Source organism: Ancylobacter sp. (assembly GCF_965249975.1).
Classification (GTDB): domain Bacteria; phylum Pseudomonadota; class Alphaproteobacteria; order Rhizobiales; family Xanthobacteraceae; genus Ancylobacter.
In genome coordinates this window covers 189,208-206,790 of the sequence record NZ_CBDFNE010000004.1, presented here as the reverse complement: position 1 = coordinate 206,790, position 17,583 = coordinate 189,208, and the positions used below count along the sequence as shown (strand labels likewise).

Annotated in this window: 10 protein-coding genes; 8 read left to right on the top strand and 2 right to left on the bottom strand. The window is 67.5% G+C overall.

Annotated elements, in window-relative coordinates:
* The first annotated feature begins 5 nt into the window (after positions 1-5).
* Positions 6-683: a response regulator transcription factor gene (locus ACP2AH_RS05490; protein WP_425104894.1), complete on the top strand. Its 678-nt coding sequence runs from the start codon at positions 6-8 to the stop codon at positions 681-683.
* The gene (locus ACP2AH_RS05485) at positions 680-2,062 is read left to right on the top strand and encodes an ATP-binding protein (RefSeq protein ID WP_425104893.1); all 1,383 of its coding nucleotides are present in this window, start codon (positions 680-682) and stop codon (positions 2,060-2,062) included. Before ACP2AH_RS05490 ends, ACP2AH_RS05485 begins: the two co-directional genes overlap by 4 nt.
* On the opposite strand, the gene ACP2AH_RS05480 is transcribed toward ACP2AH_RS05485, so the two are convergent.
* Complete coding sequence (locus ACP2AH_RS05480; protein ID WP_425104892.1) at positions 2,046-2,846, bottom strand: DUF72 domain-containing protein; 801 nt, start codon at positions 2,844-2,846, stop codon at positions 2,046-2,048. The two genes, ACP2AH_RS05485 and ACP2AH_RS05480, sit on opposite strands and share 17 nt — an antisense overlap.
* Before the next feature lie 191 nt (positions 2,847-3,037).
* Here ACP2AH_RS05480 and ACP2AH_RS05475 point away from each other — a divergent pair.
* The 6 genes from ACP2AH_RS05475 (at position 3,038) to ACP2AH_RS05450 (ending at position 10,774) form a co-directional block, all read left to right on the top strand.
* A protein-coding gene (locus tag ACP2AH_RS05475) for an IS3 family transposase (protein ID WP_425104891.1) occupies positions 3,038-4,140 on the top strand; the annotation gives its coding sequence in 2 pieces (ribosomal slippage) (positions 3,038-3,299 and positions 3,299-4,140; 1,104 coding nt in all).
* A gap of 201 nt (positions 4,141-4,341) precedes the next feature.
* Positions 4,342-6,705 (top strand): CRISPR-associated helicase Cas3', encoded by a 2,364-nt coding sequence (gene cas3, locus ACP2AH_RS05470; RefSeq protein ID WP_425104890.1) that lies wholly within the window; start codon positions 4,342-4,344, stop codon positions 6,703-6,705.
* A gap of 219 nt (positions 6,706-6,924) precedes the next feature.
* Positions 6,925-7,602 (top strand): type I-C CRISPR-associated protein Cas5c, encoded by a 678-nt coding sequence (cas5c, locus tag ACP2AH_RS05465; RefSeq protein WP_425104889.1) that lies wholly within the window; start codon positions 6,925-6,927, stop codon positions 7,600-7,602.
* Positions 7,599-9,416 (top strand): type I-C CRISPR-associated protein Cas8c/Csd1, encoded by a 1,818-nt coding sequence (cas8c, locus tag ACP2AH_RS05460; protein ID WP_425104888.1) that lies wholly within the window; start codon positions 7,599-7,601, stop codon positions 9,414-9,416. The genes cas5c and cas8c overlap by 4 nt, the downstream gene beginning before the upstream one ends.
* Positions 9,406-10,347, top strand: coding sequence for a type I-C CRISPR-associated protein Cas7/Csd2 (gene cas7c, locus ACP2AH_RS05455; RefSeq protein ID WP_425104887.1), 942 nt, complete (start codon positions 9,406-9,408; stop codon positions 10,345-10,347). The genes cas8c and cas7c overlap by 11 nt, the downstream gene beginning before the upstream one ends.
* 10 nt (positions 10,348-10,357) lie before the next feature.
* Positions 10,358-10,774 carry a hypothetical protein gene (locus ACP2AH_RS05450; RefSeq protein WP_425104886.1) on the top strand — a complete coding sequence of 139 codons (417 nt, stop codon included), beginning with the start codon at positions 10,358-10,360 and terminating at the stop codon, positions 10,772-10,774.
* A 468-nt stretch (positions 10,775-11,242) separates the two neighbouring features.
* On the opposite strand, the gene ACP2AH_RS05445 is transcribed toward ACP2AH_RS05450, so the two are convergent.
* Complete coding sequence (locus ACP2AH_RS05445) at positions 11,243-17,275, bottom strand: autotransporter domain-containing protein (RefSeq protein WP_425104885.1); 6,033 nt, start codon at positions 17,273-17,275, stop codon at positions 11,243-11,245.
* Positions 17,276-17,583: the final 308 nt, after the last annotated feature.

The window sequence follows — 17,583 nt, the reverse complement described above, 5'->3', positions numbered from 1 at the left end:
CGCGGATGCGGCTTCTCCTCGTTGAAGACAGCGCGCGGCTGCGCGACCTCGTCGGCGAGACCATCCGCATGGCGGGCTGGCGGCTCGACGCGGTCGGCGGGGTGGAGGAGGCGCAGGAGGCGCTGGCCACCACCCATTACGACCTCGTTCTGCTCGATCTCGGCCTGCCCGATGGCGACGGGCTCGATGTGGTGCGGGGCCTGCGGCGCAGCCGCAGCAGCACGCCGGTGCTGGTGCTGACCGCGCGCGGCGCGGTGGACGAGCGCATTGCCGGGCTCGACGCCGGCGCCGACGACTACCTCACCAAGCCGTTCAACAATGGCGAACTGCTCGCCCGCGCCCGCGCCTTGCTGCGGCGCGCGCCGGTTTCCGCCGAGCCGGTGCTGGAAGCGGGGGCGCTGCGCTTCGACCCGGCGACGCAGGAAGCGCGCTGCGGGGAAGAGGTGATCGCGCTGGCCCCGCGCGAGCGGGCGACGCTGGAAATATTGCTGCGCAATGCTGGCCGGGTGACGCCGAAGCGCGGGCTGGAGGAAACGCTTTCCGAATATGACGAAGAGATCAGCCCCAACGCCATCGAGGTGCTGATGTCGCGGCTGCGCCGGCGGCTCGCCCCCTACCCCACCCGCACCGCGATCGAAACGGTGCGCGGCGTCGGCTATCTCCTGCGCGAGACCGAAGGGTGAAACGGGCCGGCCGCGCGCCGCTGGGGCGCCTCGTCGCGCTGCGCATCGTGCTGTTCGCCGCGCTGGCCATGCTGGCGCAACTCGTCGCCGTGCTGATCGACTATGGCAGCGACCCCGACAATATGGCGCGCCTCGTGCTGGAGCAGGAAAGCACGGAACTCGCCGCCGGCCTGTCGCTGCACGACACCCGCCTCGCCTATGAACTGCCGGAGGAACTGCGCCGGCGCTACGGCGCGGCCGAAACCTTCTATGTCGCCCGCGTGCGCACCGCGCAGGGCGTGGTGCTGTTCTCGCATTGCGACGACGCCTGCACCGCGCATTTCCTGCCCCTCGACCTCAACCCGCCCTCCTTCTGGCTGCGCATCACCGCCCCGGGCTATCCGCTGAGCTTCGCCGGTGGGCGGACGGTGGAGATCGGCCTGCGCACCGCCTTTATCGAAGTGGCGGTGACGGGCGACCCGCAAGGCGCGGTGTGGGGCGTGCTGGCGCATGAGGTGGTGGACCATATGGTGCTGCCGATGAGCCTCACCCTGCTTTTCGTGCTCGGCGCCACACTGCTGTCCATCCGCGCCGCGCTGCGCCCGGTGACGGCGGCGGCCGAACAGGCGGAGCGGCTCGACCCGCTGAGCCCCGATGCCAGGCTGGAAGAGGCCGGCATGCCGCGCGAGATCGCCCAGCTGGCCGGGGCGGTGAACCGCTCCTATGCCCGCACCCGCGAATTGATGAACGCGCAGAAGCTGTTCACGTCAGCCATCGCCCATGAAATCCGCACGCCGCTGGCGGTGATCCGGCTGGAGCTGGAGAGCATCGACCACCCCGCCGCGCGCCGCACGCTGGGGGAACTGGATGAGCTGACGCATTTTGTCGATCAGATGGTGATGCTGGCGCGGCTGGAGGCGGCCGACCGCAGCGGCTTCACGCCCGTCGCGCTCGACGAGATCGGCCGCGAGATTGTCGGCACGCTGGCGCCGATCGTCTATGCGCGCGGCGCCCGTATCGGCTTCGAGGAAGCCGGCGACATTCACGTGCCGGGCAATGCCGCCCTGCTGAAGGACGCGGTGCGCAATCTGATCGAGAACGCGCTGCGCCATGGCGGGCCGGGCGTTTCCATCACGGTGCGCACCGATGACGGCCCGGGCATCAGCGTCATCGATGACGGGCGCGGCTTCGACCCCGACGCGCCGGGCGAGGCGACCGACCCGCCCGGCCATTACCGCCGCGCCGGCGGCCTCGGCATCGGGCTGGAAATCGTCCGCCGCATCGCCGCGCTGCATGGCGGGCGGCTGGAAATCGCCCGCCTCGCCCCGCACGGCACCCATGCGCGGCTGGTGTTTGCCCCCGCCCCGGTCACAGCCGCGCCGCTCACACGCGCGAGATGAGCGCCTGCGCCGCGGCGGGGTTGCGCGGCTTGAAGCCGGAGATGACGAACAGGAACACCTCGCGCGGCGCGGCTTCCGCCGGGGGGGCGAGCAGGGCCGGCGTGTGGGCTTCCGGCGTCGCGCCCTTGGCCCAGGCCCGCGCGGTGGTGGCCCAGCCATCGAGCGCCTTCTCGCCATAGCCGAGCGCCTCGTCCTCGCTTGTGCCCATGATCCGCGCATAGACGAAGGGGGCGGTGACATCGGCGATGGCGGGGAAGTCGCTGTCGCCGGCATGGACGATGGCGACGCCATGCTCGCGGGCCAAAGCGACGAAATCCGGCGATTTGAAGCTCTCATGCCGCACTTCCACCGCGTGGCGGATGTCGCGGCCGTCGACCCGCTTCGGCAGCAGGGCGAGGAAGGCGGCGAAATCGTCCGGGTCGAACTTCTTGGTGGCCATGAACTGCCAGTTCACCGGGCCGAGCTTTTCCTTCAGCTCGGTGACGCCGCTGTTGAAGAAGCGCTCGATCGATTCACCCGCTTCGGCCAACACCCGGCGATTGGTGGTGAAGCGCGGGCCTTTCAGGGTGAAGACGAAGCCTTCCGGTGTCTCCGCATGCCATTTGGCGAAGCTCTCGGGCTTTTGCGAGCCGTAATAGGTGCCGTTGATCTCGATGGCGGTGAGCTTCGACGCGGCATATTCCAGCTCGCGCTTCTGGGTCAGGCCGTCGGGATAGAACACCCCGCGCCAGGGCTCGAAGGTCCAGCCGCCGACGCCGATGCGGATGGGTGCGGAAGGGGACATGGGGGGCCTCTGCGTTCGTTGGACTCAGCGCGCAGTGTCGATTGGCGAGGAGCAGGCCGCAAGCAGCGGCGACAGCCCGCGTCGAGCCTATCATCCCCTTCGACGCGGATTGATCTGATCCCCGAAAACTGGACCGTTTGAAGGTGGAGTTTTCCGCGTCAAAATCCCCTGGCTGGGAGGAGCGGAAGACGATGAAGGCATCGAAGTTTTCGGACGCGCAGAAGGCGTTCATCCTGAAGCAGGGAGCAGACGGCGTGCCGGTGGCGGATATCTGCCGGCGGGCCGGGATCAGCCAGGCGACCTACTTCAACTGGAAGAAAAAATACGAGGGGCTCGCCCCGCTCGAGATGAGGCGGCTGAAGCAGCTCGAGGATGAGAACACGAAGCTGCGCAAGCTCGTCGCCGACCTCTCGCTCGACCGGGAGATGTTGCAGGATATCGTCCGCCGAAAAATCTGAGGCCTGGTCGCAAGCGCGAGCTCGTCGGCATGATGTGTGGCGAGTGGCAGGTGTCGATCCGCCGGGCCTGTGCGGCCCTGGAGTTCGACACGTCCACCTACCACTATAGATCCTGCCGGCCCGACCAGGCCCCGTTGGCGGCCCGCATCAAGACGATCTGCGAAACCCGTGTCCGCTATGGCTATCGGCGCGTGCAGGTGCTGCTGCGCCGGGAGGGCTGGATGATCAACCAGAAGCGAACCCGTAGGATCTATAATGAGTTAGGCCTAAAGCTGCGCAACAAGACGCCCAAGCATCGGGTCAAGGCGAAGCTGAGAGAGGACCGGGCACCGGCCACCCGGCCGAACGATGTCTGGGCCATGGACTTTGTCCATGACCAGCTCGCCACCGGCCGCAAGATCCGCGTGCTGACGGTCGTCGACACCTTCTCGCGCTTCTCGCCGGTGGTCGATCCGCGCTTCAGCTATCGGGCCGAGCACGTGGTCGCGACCCTCGAAAGGGTCTGCGCCAAGGTGGGCTATCCACGCACGATCCGTGTCGACCAGGGCTCGGAGTTCATCTCCCGCGACCTCGATCTGTGGGCCTATGCGAAGGGGGTGACGCTGGACTTCTCCCGGCCGGGAAAGCCCACCGACAACGCCTTCATCGAGGCATTCAACGGCCGCTTCCGAAGCGAGTGCCTGAACACGCACTGGTTCCTGACGCTTGCGGACGCGGCCGAAAAGATGGAGACTTGGCTCAGATACTACAACGAGGATCGGCCGCACGGGGCCATCGGCCACAAGCCCCCGATCGCGTTGCAGAACCCCGGCGGCGTAGCCAGCCCACCGCCGTGAAGCAGGCCGGAAACTCCAGCTTCCGGCGGTCCAGAAAATGGTCTCGGATCAGGATGGCAACCCTCTCGCTGGCGACGCGGCACAGCTTTCGGTAGCCTTCGCCCACGGCGCTTCGGAATTACAATCAACGGATGGCTTGCCGGGCAAGACCGTCGGTCGGCACCCCCATGCGGCGCTGGCTGGGCGCGCTATCGGACAGCGATGGGGACGCTTCCGTTTACTGACGTTGGTTGTGCCATGCCCGCCATTTACGCCCATTCTTTACCTGGCCAACCGTTAGCGACCTGGGAGACACTCGCCGAACACAGTGCGGCTGTAGGCGCTTTGGCCGGCGAGTTCGCAAAGCCTCTGGGATGGGCGGAGGTGCTGCGCCTCGCCGGAAGCCTGCATGACATCGGCAAGGTATCGCCTGACTTTCAGGCCTACATCGCCGGACAGCGCCCCTCGGGCGGCGACCACTCCTCCGCCGGGGCGCGCATCGCGCTCGACCGCTATGGCACGGGGCCCGGCCGAGCGCTGGGCACGATCCTCGCCGCCATCATCGCCGCCCATCATGCCGGCCTTGCCGATGGCAGTGACCTTAACCGCCGCATGCAGGCGGCCGGTCCTCTGGTCCCGGCGGACTGGCAGAGCCATGCCGGGCCGTTGCCGGAGCCGGCAGGGCTGCGGCCGAGCGTGCCGCCGCCGCAGGGAGGGCCGAAGGGATTCGCCTGGAGCTTCCTGGTGCGGATGCTGTTTTCCTGCCTCGTCGATGCCGATTTCATCGCCACGGAGCGCTTCTATGCGCGGGCGACGGGCGAGACGATTACGCGGGGCAACCACACGGCTCTCGCCGTGCTCCGCGACCGGCTCGCCGCCTTCATGGCGGAAAAGCGCGCCAGCGCCCCGTCGACGCCGCTCAACGCGCTGCGCGCCGGCATACGCGACCACGCCCTGGCCAAGGCCGCGCTGGCGCCGGGCCTGTTCAGCCTGACCGTGCCGACCGGGGGCGGCAAGACGCTCGCCTCGCTCTCCTTCGCGCTGGAGCACGCGGTGCGGCACGGCCTGCGCCGGGTCATCTATGTCATTCCGTACACCTCGATCATCGACCAGACGGCCGAGGTTTTCCGGCAGGCGCTCGGCGACAGCGACGACATTCTCGAACATCACGCCAGCTTCGACTGGGAGAAGGCACGCAAGGAACGGCTGGCGGACGACGAAGCCCCCAGCGCCCTCGCCAAGCTGCAGCGGGCGGCGGAGAACTGGGATGTGCCGATCGTCATCACCACGGCGGTGCAGTTCTTCGAGAGTCTGTTCGCGAACCGCACCTCGCGCTGCAGAAAGCTGCACAACATCGCCGGCAGCGTGGTTGTGCTGGACGAAGTCCAGACGCTGCCGCTGCCCTTGCTGATGCCGAGCCTGGCCGCGATCGAGCAACTGGCGCTGAACTACCGCACCAGCGTTGTCCTCTGCACCGCCACCCAGCCCGCACTGCGGAAGGTCGATGGTGCGCTAACCGACAAGGACAAGCGGCCCATCGGCCTCGATCTGCCACCGGAGCGGGAACTGGCACCCGACCCGGCCGGGCTCTACGACAAGTTGAGGCGCGTGGCTGTCGAAAGTCTGACAGGTCCGGTCACGGACGAGGCGATCGCCGCACGCTTTTCCGAGCAGCCGCAGATGCTGTGCATCGTCAATACGCGCCGCCACGCGCGGGTGCTGTTCGATGCGATCCGCGACCTGCCGGGCGCCGTGCATCTTTCCACGCTGATGTGCGCCCGCCATCGACGGCTGGTGCTGGCGGATCTGCGGGCGAAGCTCAAGGCCGGCGCGCCGGTGCGGCTGGTCGCGACCTCGCTGATCGAGGCAGGCGTCGACATCAGCTTTCCCGAAGTGTGGCGTGCCGCGACCGGCATCGATTCCATCGCGCAGGCCGCTGGGCGCTGCAACCGCGAGGGTGAGCTGAAGGACGCGGCCGCCGCGCCCCGCCTCGGCCGCGTGGTGGTGTTCGAGCCGGCGGACGGGCACCTCCCGCACGACATCAAGCTGCGCTGGCAGGCGGCGCAGCCGTCATTGGCGCGACACGCCGATCCACTCGGCCTCGCCGCGGTGCGCGACTACTTCGCCGAGCTCTACTGGCGCAAGGGCGATGCAAACGAGGTCTTCGACACCGCCCGGATAGGCGCCTATCCCGGCATTCTCAGGGCCATCGGGGAGACAGCGGCCGAACTGGCCTTTCCCTTCCGTTCCATCGCCGAAGCGTTTCATCTGATCGATGACGCCATGGAGCCGGTAGTGGTGCCGTGGCGGTCCAGCCCAGACGATGACGACGCCACCACGCTGCCGGGTCGCATCGCCGGCATGGAGCGCCCGCTTGCCGCAGACCTGCGGCGGCTCCAGCACTATGTGGTGTCAATCCCAAAAAAGGCGCGCGACGAGTGGCTGGCGCGCGGCGTGCTGCGGCCGGTTCATCCCGCACTTGGCGAGGCGATGCTGCGCTTTGGGAACGACGCGCATTACCGGGGCGACACCGGCGTCGATCTGGCGGATATGACCTTTCGCGATGCCGTGCTGAATGTCGTTTAAAGGCAAAGCAAGATTGCGATTTAGTACGTGATTCTAAGGCTTTATACGAAGTGAGCTCTCTCGGCCATTTTTGGCCGAGAGAGCTTTGCCCTTCATTTCGACGGCTACAATCATCGGTGGAAAATCCGGTAGCCTTTCCATACGGCAATTGCGCCACTCGGGGATGAAGGTTGAGGTTGTAGGGTACGGAAGATTCTGAGTTGTAGCCGAGGTTGCGCGATGTCCTACGGTGTCAGGCTCCATGTCTGGGGCGAGCGGGCGTGTTTCACGCGCCCGGAAATGAAGGTCGAGCGCGTCTCCTATGACGTGATGACCCCTTCGGCGGCACGCGGAATTCTTGAAGCCATCCACTGGAAGCCGGCAATCCGCTGGGTCATCGACAGCATTCATGTGCTGAAGCCTATCCGTGTCCAGTCGTTCCGGCGCAACGAAGTCGGCGCCAAGGCCAGCGCGTCCTCCGCCGGCACGGCGATGCGCGCCGGCAGCACGGCCGGCCTCGGCCTGGTGGTCGAGGATAATCGCCAACAGCGCGCCACCCTGTTCCTGAACGATGTCGCCTATGTCATCGAGGCGCATTTCGAGCTGACGGCGAAAGCGGGTCCGGAAGACAGCGGGGCCAAGCACTTGAGCATGTTCAACCGCCGGGCGGCGGCCGGACAGTGCTTTCACCGCCCCTGCCTCGGCACCCGCGAATGCGTGGCGGATTTCGAGCTGATCGCCGCCGGACAACCGCTGCCGGAAAGCCGGCTGCCCGACGACCAGCGCAACCGCGATCTCGGCTGGATGCTGCACGATATCGATTTCTCTGAGGGCAACACGTCCCGCTTCTTCCACGCCCGGCTGACCGATGGCGTGCTGGACGTGAACGCCTGCCTCGCCGGGGGGACGGTGGCGTGACCGTCCTTCAGGCGCTGGATGCCTATTATCAACGGATGGCCGCGCGGGGTGAGGCGGAACCGCCGGGCTTCTCGCGCGAGAAAATCGGTTTCGCGATCGAGATTTCCGAGGACGGCACGCCGGTCGCGGTCCTCGACCTGCGGGCGGCGAACGGCAAGAAGCTGGTGCCGCAGCTGCTCTCGGTGCCGGCCGCAGTGAAGCGCACGGCCGGCATCTTGCCCAACCTGTTCTGGGACAAGAGTGCCTATGTGCTCGGCCGCACAGTGAGCGGGAGCAACCGCACGGCGCTGGAACATGACGCCTTCAAGGCCGCGCATCTCAAACTGCTCGCCGCCCCCGCCGATCCCGGCCTCGTCGCGCTGCGCCGCTTTCTCGAAGGCTGGATGCCGCAGGAGTTCGATGCAGTTCCCTTCACCCCCGACATGCTGGATGCCAACATCGTCTTCCGCCTTCAGGGCGACATGCGCTTCATCCACCAGCGCGAAGCGGCGCGGGCGCTGCTTGCCGCACGGGCCAGCGGCGAGGGCAGGCGCGTGGCTTGCCTCGTCACGGGGAACACGGCCATCGCGCAACGGCTGCACCCCACCATCAAGGGGGTGAACGGGTCGCAATCCTCTGGCGCGGCGCTGGTGTCGTTCAATCTTGATGCCTTCACCTCCTACGGCAAGGAACAGGGCGACAATGCCCCCACCTCCGAGGAGGCCGCTTTCCGCTACGGCGCCGCGCTGAACGGCATGCTGGAACGCTCCAGCCGCAACCGCCTGTCGCGCGGCATCGGCGACGCCACCGTGGTGTTCTGGGCCGATACGTCGGAAGTTGCCGACGAGGCGGCGGCGCAGGCGGCGGAGAACTGGTTCGCCGCGGCGATCGAGCCGCCGGACGACGCCGACGCCGCGCGAAAGGTCCGTGAGCAGCTCGACCTGGTGATGGAAGGGCGCCCGGTCGAAACGCTCGCCGCCGGCCTGCACCCGAAAACCCGCTTCCATGTGCTCGGCCTCGCGCCCAATGCCGCCCGGCTCTCGGTGCGCTACTGGTTGAGCGACGATTTCGGCGCCTTCGTGGAGCGGCTGGCCGCGCATCACCGCGACCTCGCCATCGAGCCGACGCCGTGGGGCGAGCGGCCGCCTTCCATCTCCTGGTTGCTGCTGAAAACCACGGCCATGCTGGAGAAATACGACAACATCCCGCCGCTGCTGGCCGGCGAGGTCGCCCGCGCCGTTCTGGAAGGCACCCGCTATCCGCGCTCGCTGCTGGCGGCGGCGATCATGCGGCTGCGCGCCGGCGACGATCCCGCCATCGGCTGGCACGCGGCGGTCATCAAGGCTGTTCTCGCCCGCGAGCAGCGCTTGCGGACGATCGACAAGCACGCGCCTGGAAGCCTCAAACGCGCCAAGGAGGAACCGCTCGTGAGTCTCCACAGGGAGAATGCCGATCCCGCCTATCAGCTCGGCCGCCTGTTCGCGGCCTATGAGACGGCGCAGCGCATGGCGCTCGGCAAGGTCAACGCCACCATTCGCGACCGCTATTTCGGCGCCGCCTCGGCAACGCCGGCCAGCGTTTTCCCCATCCTCATGCGCGGGGTGCAGAACCATCTCGGCAAGCTGAGGAAGAGCGGCAAGGGCGTGTGGCTGGAGCGCGAGATCGAGGAAATCACCAACCGCCTCGACGACCACCTGCCGCGCTCGCTCTCGCTCGAAAAGCAGGGCCGCTTCGTGCTCGGCTATTACCACCAGCGCAAGGGCCAGTTCGCCAGCCGCGAGGCCGAGGCCGAGCTCGCCGGGACCGACGCAGAGGACAGCGACAATGACGAATGAAACGAACGCCCTCACGCGCCGCCACGAATTCGTTCTCTACTTCGATGTCGTCAATGGCAACCCGAATGGCGACCCCGATGCCGGCAACATGCCCCGCCTCGATCCCGAGACCAATCAGGGGCTCGTCTCCGACGTCGCGCTGAAGCGCAAGATCCGCAATTACGTGGCGCTGGCCCGGCCCGATGTGCCGGGTCATGAGATCTACATGCGCGACGGCGCCACCCTCAACAATGAGCACAAGCGGGCCTGGGCCGCGGTGCTGCCGGATGTCACCAAGGCGGACGAACTCAAGAAGGGGCCGAAGGACGAGGCCAAATCGCGCGAACTCACGGCCTGGATGTGCGCCAATTTCTGGGACATCCGCAGCTTCGGGGCGGTGATGACCACCGGCGTCAATGCCGGGCAGGTGCGTGGTCCGGTGCAGATCAACTTCGCCCGCTCGGTCGAGCCGATCCTGCCGCTGGAAATCTCCATCACCCGCCTCGCCGCCACCACGGAGGCCGACGCCGACGCCAAGGGCGGTCGCACCATGGGGCGCAAGCACATCGTGCCTTATGGGCTCTACCGCGCCCATGGCTTTGTGTCCGCCCCGCTCGCCTCGCACCCGGTGAAGGGCACCGGCTTCTCCGACGCCGATCTCGACCTGCTGTTCGAGGCGCTCGCCAACATGTTCGAGCATGACCGGTCCGCCGCCCGCGGCGAGATGGCGACGCGCAAGCTCATCGTCTTCCGCCATGCCTCGGCGCTGGGAAACGCCAAGGCCAACGAGCTGTTCGACCGTGTGAAGACCTGGCGATTGTTCCGGGGCGAAAGGCACAAGCCCGGCGACGAGCGGCTCGACAACGCCCCGCCGGCCCGCAGCATCGAGGATTACGCCATCACCATCGACCGCGACGGCCTGCCCGAAGGCATCGAGATCATCGAGAGGTAGGAGGGGTTCAATGACCGCCTCCCCCATCGACCGCGAGACGGAGGAGGCGCTGATCCCGCTCTCGGCGCTGCAGCACTATCTGTTCGGCCCGCGCCAATGCGCGCTCATTCATGTCGAGCAGCTCTGGGCCGAGGATGTCGCCGTGGATAGAAACTCGAGCGACGCCGTCACCGTCGCCCCACGCGGGGGCGTGGATCGAAACAAGCTGCTTCTTGGCCAATGGTGCCTTCTGGCAGGGTCGCCCCCAGGCGGGGGCGTGCATCGAAACAACTTCGTGGTCGGGCAGGGCATCGGCAACGGCGAGTCGCCCCCACGCTGGGCGTGGTTCGAAACGCGGCCTTCGGCAACGATGCGGACAATCCGCCCTGTCGCCCCCACGCGGGGGCGTGGATCGAAACGACGGGCTCGATATCACGCCGACGCCTAAGCCGGTGTCGCCCCTCACGTGGGGGCGTGGATCGAAACTTCGAGTTCCGGGGCGCGCGGCTCTATGATTGGGTCGCCCCCCCACGCGAGGGCGTGGATCGAAACGTCGGCGGGTTGGCCCGCTCGCTAACGCACCCGGTCGCCCCCACGCGGGGGCGTGGATCGAAACAGGCCGTTGGGGCACTGGAAGGCGACGACGGCAGTCGCCCCCCTCACGGGGGCGTGGATCGAAACCAGCGTGTCCCACCGCGCTTGCCGACCGCTCGGGTCGCCCCCCGCGGGGGCGTGGATCGAAACGCGTGGAGCGCGGCGCCGATGGTTTACGGCTGTCGCCCCCCAACGCGGGGGCGTGGATAGAAACGCGGCCGGCACCGGCGTCGAGATGATCGCCTATTGTCGCCCCCCACGCGGGGGCGTGGATCGATTATCCGACGCGGTGTTACCACCGCCACGTAGATTGCCGCTCCCCTCAGAACTTCAGCGAGAACTGGGCGGTGAAGGTGTTCTGCGAGGCGTCGCCGGCGAGCTGGCCGGCATAGGTGGCACCGATCTGCGCGGTGGGCGAGAGCGCGTAGCTCAGTCCCGCCTCCAGCAGCAGCGCATCCGCCGCCACCGGCACACCGGACACGGTGAACGGCGTCAACCCACCGGCGAACTGCATGGTCGAGCTCGGCGTCACATCGCCAAAGGCATGCTGCCAGCCCAGCGTCGCATAGGGGGTCAGCGTGCGCCCGCCCACCTCCACCGTGGTGGCCAGCCGCACGCCGAGCGTGGAGTAGACCGTGCTCATGTCGTCGGTGGAGACGGACAGCGCCGCCGCCCCGCCCTCTTCGCCCAGCGAGGCGCCCGACACATTGACATAGGCAAGGCCGAGGAAGGGCTCGAAGGCGATGGCGCCCACGTCCAGGTCATAGCCGATCTCGCCGAAGACCTGCGCCGTGCCCGTGGTGTCGCTACCCTTCAGCGACTCGGCAAAGCCCGGGAACACCACGCTGCGCGACATCGACAGGTCATGCCAAGTGTAGGCGGCGCCGCCGCGCAGCGCCACGGCGCCATACTGCGCCCCGGCATAGAGGCCGAGATCGTAATTATTCGCCGAGCCGGAGGAGGACCGGCCGTCGACATCGAAGGTCGAGCGGCTATAGCCGCCGAACAGGCCGGCGCGGGCATTCTCCGCCACCGACACATCCGCGCCCATGAGGAAGCCGCCAATGGTGTTGGAGATGCTGGCGGCGTTGCCATTGGACCAGCTGGTGCCCCAGCCGCCATAGCCCTGCGCCCACAGGGTCGGCGTGTAGCCCTCGGCCAGTTGCGCCTTCACCGGGCCGGGGCCATAGGCGAGCGGCGAGACGCCCGGCGCGGTCAGCGCCTGGCGCAGCCGCCCGCTCACCGCGTCGCGGACATAGATCGACTGCTGCTGCAGCACGCTGCTCACCGAGGCATAGGCCTCGCCCGAGAGCGCGTCGAAGGCCACATAGGCCTCGCCCTTGCGCTGCGAGGCAACGGCGTCATAGATCGCATTGCCGGCGCCCAGGCTCTCAATGCCGGTGGCAACCGCCCGCTCATTCCTGGTGAAGGCCTCCCGCACGAAGGGGATGTCGTTGCGTACCAGCGTCACGTAGACGGACGTGCTGCTGTAGCTGAGGAGCGGGTCCAGGAAGGCGAGGTTGGAGGTGGCGCCGGAGAAGGTCCCCGTGAGGCCGCCGGCCGCTGACAGCAGGGTGAAGGTCCGGGAATTGGCATAGGAGCCGCGGGCACCGACGATGGCGACCTGGCTGTCGGCAGCGATGGTGGCGCTGCCCCCCGCCGTGATGAGATCGCTCATATGCCCCGGGGCCACGTCTGCCTGATAGGTGGAGCCGCTGTTGAACGCCACATTCCCGGAGACGACGAGGCTGCCCGGCGAATAGCCCGGCGAGACGGTGCCGCCGGCATTGACGACGAGCGAGCCGATGGTCCCGGAGCCGCTCAGAACACTGTTGGCGCCCACCACGAAGGCGGAGGTGGTGGAAACGCCTTTCGAGAGGACGAGATTGGCGCCATCGAGCGGGATCGTGCCGGTGAAGGTGCTGCCCTCATAGTACGCCGTGCCGCCCCCCTGCAGAGAGACGGTACCCGAGCCGCTGAGCGCGGAGGGAAAGGCGTAGCTTCCCGACAGATTGTAGATGAGGCTGCCATTATTCACGATGGGGCCGTTGATCCACCCGGTCGTGCCGCCATTGCCGATCTGCAGCGTGCCGGCGGCGATGTTGACGCCACCGGTGAAGGTATTGCTGGCCGTGACCGTGAGGGTTCCGGTGCCGGTCTTGGTGAGACCACCATCGCCACCGATGACGCCGCCCAAAGTGAGCGTCTGCCCGTCGGCAACCGCGATCGTGCCGCCGCCGCTGAGACCGACCGTGCGCGTGCTGGTGAATCCGGCGCTGACGGACAGTGTGCCGCCCTGCAACGCCAACGTCCCGCTGGCGGCGCCGAGATTGGCATCGGCGCTGACTTGCAGGGTGCTGCCCGCATTGACCTGCATGCCACCGCTGAAGCTGTTGGCACCCGTGAGCGTCAAGGTGCCGGCGCCGGCCTGCATCACGGCGCCCGTTCCCGAGATGGTTCCGGCGAAGGTGACCGCATCGGCGCGGTAGAAGGCAAGGACGCCATTGTCGACCACGTCGCCGGCGAGGCTGCCGGCCGTGCCGCTGTCGCCGACCACCAGCGCGCCCTCGGCGATGGTGGTGCCGCCGGTGAAGCTGTTCGCGCCGGTCAGGGCGAACGTGCCCGTGCCGGTCTTAACGAGGCCGCCGGCGCCGCCGATGCTGCCGGAGAAGGTGGTCGAACTCCCATCCCCGCCGGTGGTCAACGTGAAGGCGCCGAGGGCGACGCTGCCCGCGCCTTGCAGTGAGCCGATGCTGTTCGACGCCCCGAGCGACAGCGTGCCCGCCGCCGCGATCTTGACCGCCGACGCGGCGGGAATGGCGTTTGCGCCCGTGATATGCAGCGTTCCGGCGATGATCTCCGTGTCGCCGGCATAGGAGTTGGTGCCGCTGAGGGTCACGGTGCCGTCACCCTCCTTGCGCAGCGTGCCGGTGCCCGAGATGGAGCCGGAGACACCGAGCGTCTGCCCTGCGGCGACGCTGAGTATGCCGAAGCCCTCGAGCGTGACACGGCGCGTGGTGTCGAAGGAGCTGCTCGCCGCAAGGCCGCCCCGCGCGAGCGTGAGGGTTCCGCCGGCCGCGCCCAGCGCGCCGTCGCTGCCGGTCTGGATCGTGCCGCCGCTGATGCGCAGGCCACCGGTGAATGTATTGGCCCCGTTGAGCACCAGTGTGCCGGCGCCGATCTTCTCAAGGCCGCCAGTGCCGCTGATCGGCGCCGTGATGGTGGCGGTGACGTCGTGCCCTTCCACCCAAAGACGGCTGCCATCGTGAATGGCGAGGCCCGAGTCGGCGACGTTCGCATCCGCCTCGAGCACATAGCCGCTGGTAACGAACTCCAGCTTCTCGATCGACTGGCTGCCGGACAGCGTCACGGTTCCGGCGGCGCCGGTGAAAATGCCGGTCTGCCCGCCCCAGGGGATGGCGACGCCGGGGGGAGTCGCGTACCAGGTGGCGCTGGAGGAGGTCCAGCTACCCGATCCGCCCGGCGTGCTGCCATTGGCCATCCAGAGCTGCACGGAACTGTCATCCTGCACCAGAAGGTTCACCTGGCCGTTCTGGGACGTATCGAGGCTCGACGTGTAATCCACGGGCGTGGTGCCGAGGGTGAGGCTGCCGGAGAGGGTGCCCCCATAGGTGAAGACGCGATAGAGGCCGGCGCCATGAAGCGGATCGCCGCTCACATTCAGCGTGCCCGCGAGCGCAAGGTCGCCGCTGACTTCGGCAATGCCGGTATTGGCGGCCCCGCCCAGCATCAGCACCGAATCCGCGCCCGTGGCGAGGGTGAGGCTGCTGGCCATGAGCGCGGTGGCCGCCGGATTGTTCTGGCTGGTGACGCCGCCGGCCAGTGTGCCGCCGCCGGCCACCGAAATCGCTCCCGCGATGGAACCAAAGCCGGTGAGGGTCGCGCCACTGGCGACGGTCACGGAGGGGGAAGCCAGGCTGCCGCCATAAAGCCCCAGCGTGCCGGCGTTGATGGTGGTGGCCCCTGTATAGGTGCTGGTTCCCGTGAGGGCGACGGTGCCGGCGCCGGTCATGGAAAGGCCGCCCACCCCGGAAAGGACGCCGCCCAGCGTGAATGTCTGGCCACCTGCCACATTCAAGGTGCCGCCGGCGCTACCCAGAGAAACGCTCCGGTTCGAAAGGAAGCCGGCGGTGATCGCGAGCGTGCCCCCATCGAGCGCCACGCTGCCGCTCGTCGCGCCCAGATTGGCATCGGCCGCCACCTGTACGGCCCCGCCGTTAACGGAAAGTCCGCCGGAGAAGGTGTTGGTCCCGGTGAGGGTCAGCGTGCCGCTGCCCTGCTTGACCACCGAGCCGCCGGTGCCGCCATAGCGGCCACCGTCCGCCACGGAGACGGCCAGGAGACTATCCGCTGTGGTGGAAAGTGTCAGCGTGCGACTGCCAAGCATCACCGCGCCGGACCCGGCGAGGCCCTCGACCGACAGCCCTTGCGTGCTCAGTCCGCTGATGTCCAGGATGGCGCCGCTGGCAATGCTGATCGCGCTTTTAGCGTCAAGGCTGCCGTTCCCGAAGAGAGCGAGCGTTCCCGCGCTGATCGTCGTGCTTCCCTTATAGGTCGAGGCGCCGCTCAGAATGAAAAGGCCCACTCCCTGCTTGACCAGCCCACCACCTTCTCCGGGACTGGAGCCGTGGTCAGCGATGATGCCGCTAAACAAGTCGCCGGGAAACGAATAGGCGCTGCCCACATCCACTGTCAGCGTGTTCGCGCCGAGCAAGACATTGCCGCCTCCCGTGAGTCCCCCCACGGTGACTCCGCCGGTCGTCACCCCCGAAATATCGAGGACACCGCCGGCGATCGTCAGATAGGGAGCCGCCAAGTCTACGGTGCCGGTGGCAGAGAGGCTGCCGGTGCCCGTGAGCGCGAGTGTCGTCTCCGAGCCGACATTGGTATTGCCCGTGTAGGTGTTCGCGCCCGACAGGGTGAGAACACTCCCTCCAAAGACCCAGAGCTCCCCGGTGCCGGTTATGTCCGAGGAGATCGTCACGGGAGTGTAGTCGAGGGAGAAAAATGCCCCGAGGGGGCCAATGTTGATCGCATTGTCGATTGTCAACGCTGAGCCGAACTGAAGGGTGCCACCGTTCACCGTCAAGCTGGCCGAACTCCCGCCGAGGACGGACATCGAGGAGAGAACGAGCACGCCTTCAAAGACGCTCCAGGAGGTGGGAGCTATGGCGGTTCCTGTCAGTGTCCATGTGGACGACCCGACTTTTTCGAACGCGTTGAAACCCTGATATTGAGCCGTTCCCCCGATCTGCGACACGTCGAAGGTGGCGCTTCCCAAACCGCCCAACTGAAGGGTGGACGTGCCGCTTGCGACGACGTTGCCGTTGATGACCGAGCCAGTCTGGATCTGAAGCGTGTTGGTGCCCCCGGTAAAGGTGATGGCATTGGCCGCCGCCCCACCCTCGCCCCAGCGGCCCGCAGTGATGGTGCCGCCGTTTATCACCGTGAGTCCACTGCCGACGACGCCGTCACCGCCGGCGCCCGGGGCTCCGGGGGTGCCATTGTTCCACCAACAGCAGCCCCCGACGGACCCAGGGTCGCCGCCCGTGCCGCCCGTGATCGTGCCGTAGTTGGTCAGTACATTGTTGCCGCTTCCGGCGAAGATGACGCCCGCCGCGCCGTCCCCGCCGCCACCACTTCCCGTATTGGCCCCACCGCCGTCGCCGCCGCCACCGCCATTGCCCGCGGTGATGCTGCCGAAATTGGTGAAAGTGACGCCTGGACTCACGAAATAGACACCGACGCCGCCATCTCCGCCGTCGCCACCTCTGGTGTAATTATTGTAGGAGAAGGAGCCGCCGTCGCTGTCGCCGCCGCTGCCGCCAGCTCCGGCTGTGATGATGCCGAAGTTCAACTGCGTGCCGCCACTGGTGACGACGGCTCCATAGCCGCCCCCGCCGCCGCCGCCGCCGCTTGCGGCATTGTCAAAGTTGCGGCCGTCATAACCGTCACCACCATTTTGACCGGTCATGACAAGCAGGTTCACGAGGCTGTCGCTGCCTTGGCCGTTGCCGTGCAGACCGCCCGTCCCGCCCGCGCCGCCGTGGCTGATACACTCGTCGCCGCACGTCCCGCCGGCGCCCCCTGCCCCGCCACCCGCGGCACCGCCACCGCCACCGCTAAAGGGCAACCCGAAGCCCCACGTACCATCGCCGCCCGCTGCGCCCTGATAGCCAACGCCGCCGGCCCCGCCTGCGATGTCCCCGGTGCCGGATCCGCCGTTGCCGCCGTCGGCGAAGGCGATGCTGAGCGTTCCGAGCAGGGCCGTCGTCGTGAGCAGAGTGACCAGCCCGACCTCTCTCAATCCGGAACGGATCTTGACCGGACGCATGACGGACCACGGCGGAACGACCATCGGAATGTGCTGGGGGAGGCGGCGCTCATTCCGCACGTGCCCTCGACCATTGTGTGCCATGTTCCGCCCCCTGCCCTTGTCGTTCCAGAGACCCGCTTTTCTGTCCCCGCGCGGTCTGGCCCTAAAAAGGCCTCATCTACACGCGTATGGTATTCCAGTAACTGGCCTACCATGAAACCATCGGCATTTCAAAGCTTGGCCGACGGTAAGCAGGCCTGTGAGCGGCTTCAATTTGTTGGGAAAACCGTTGGCGCGGTATCCTGCGCGGCGATCTCCCGGCATCG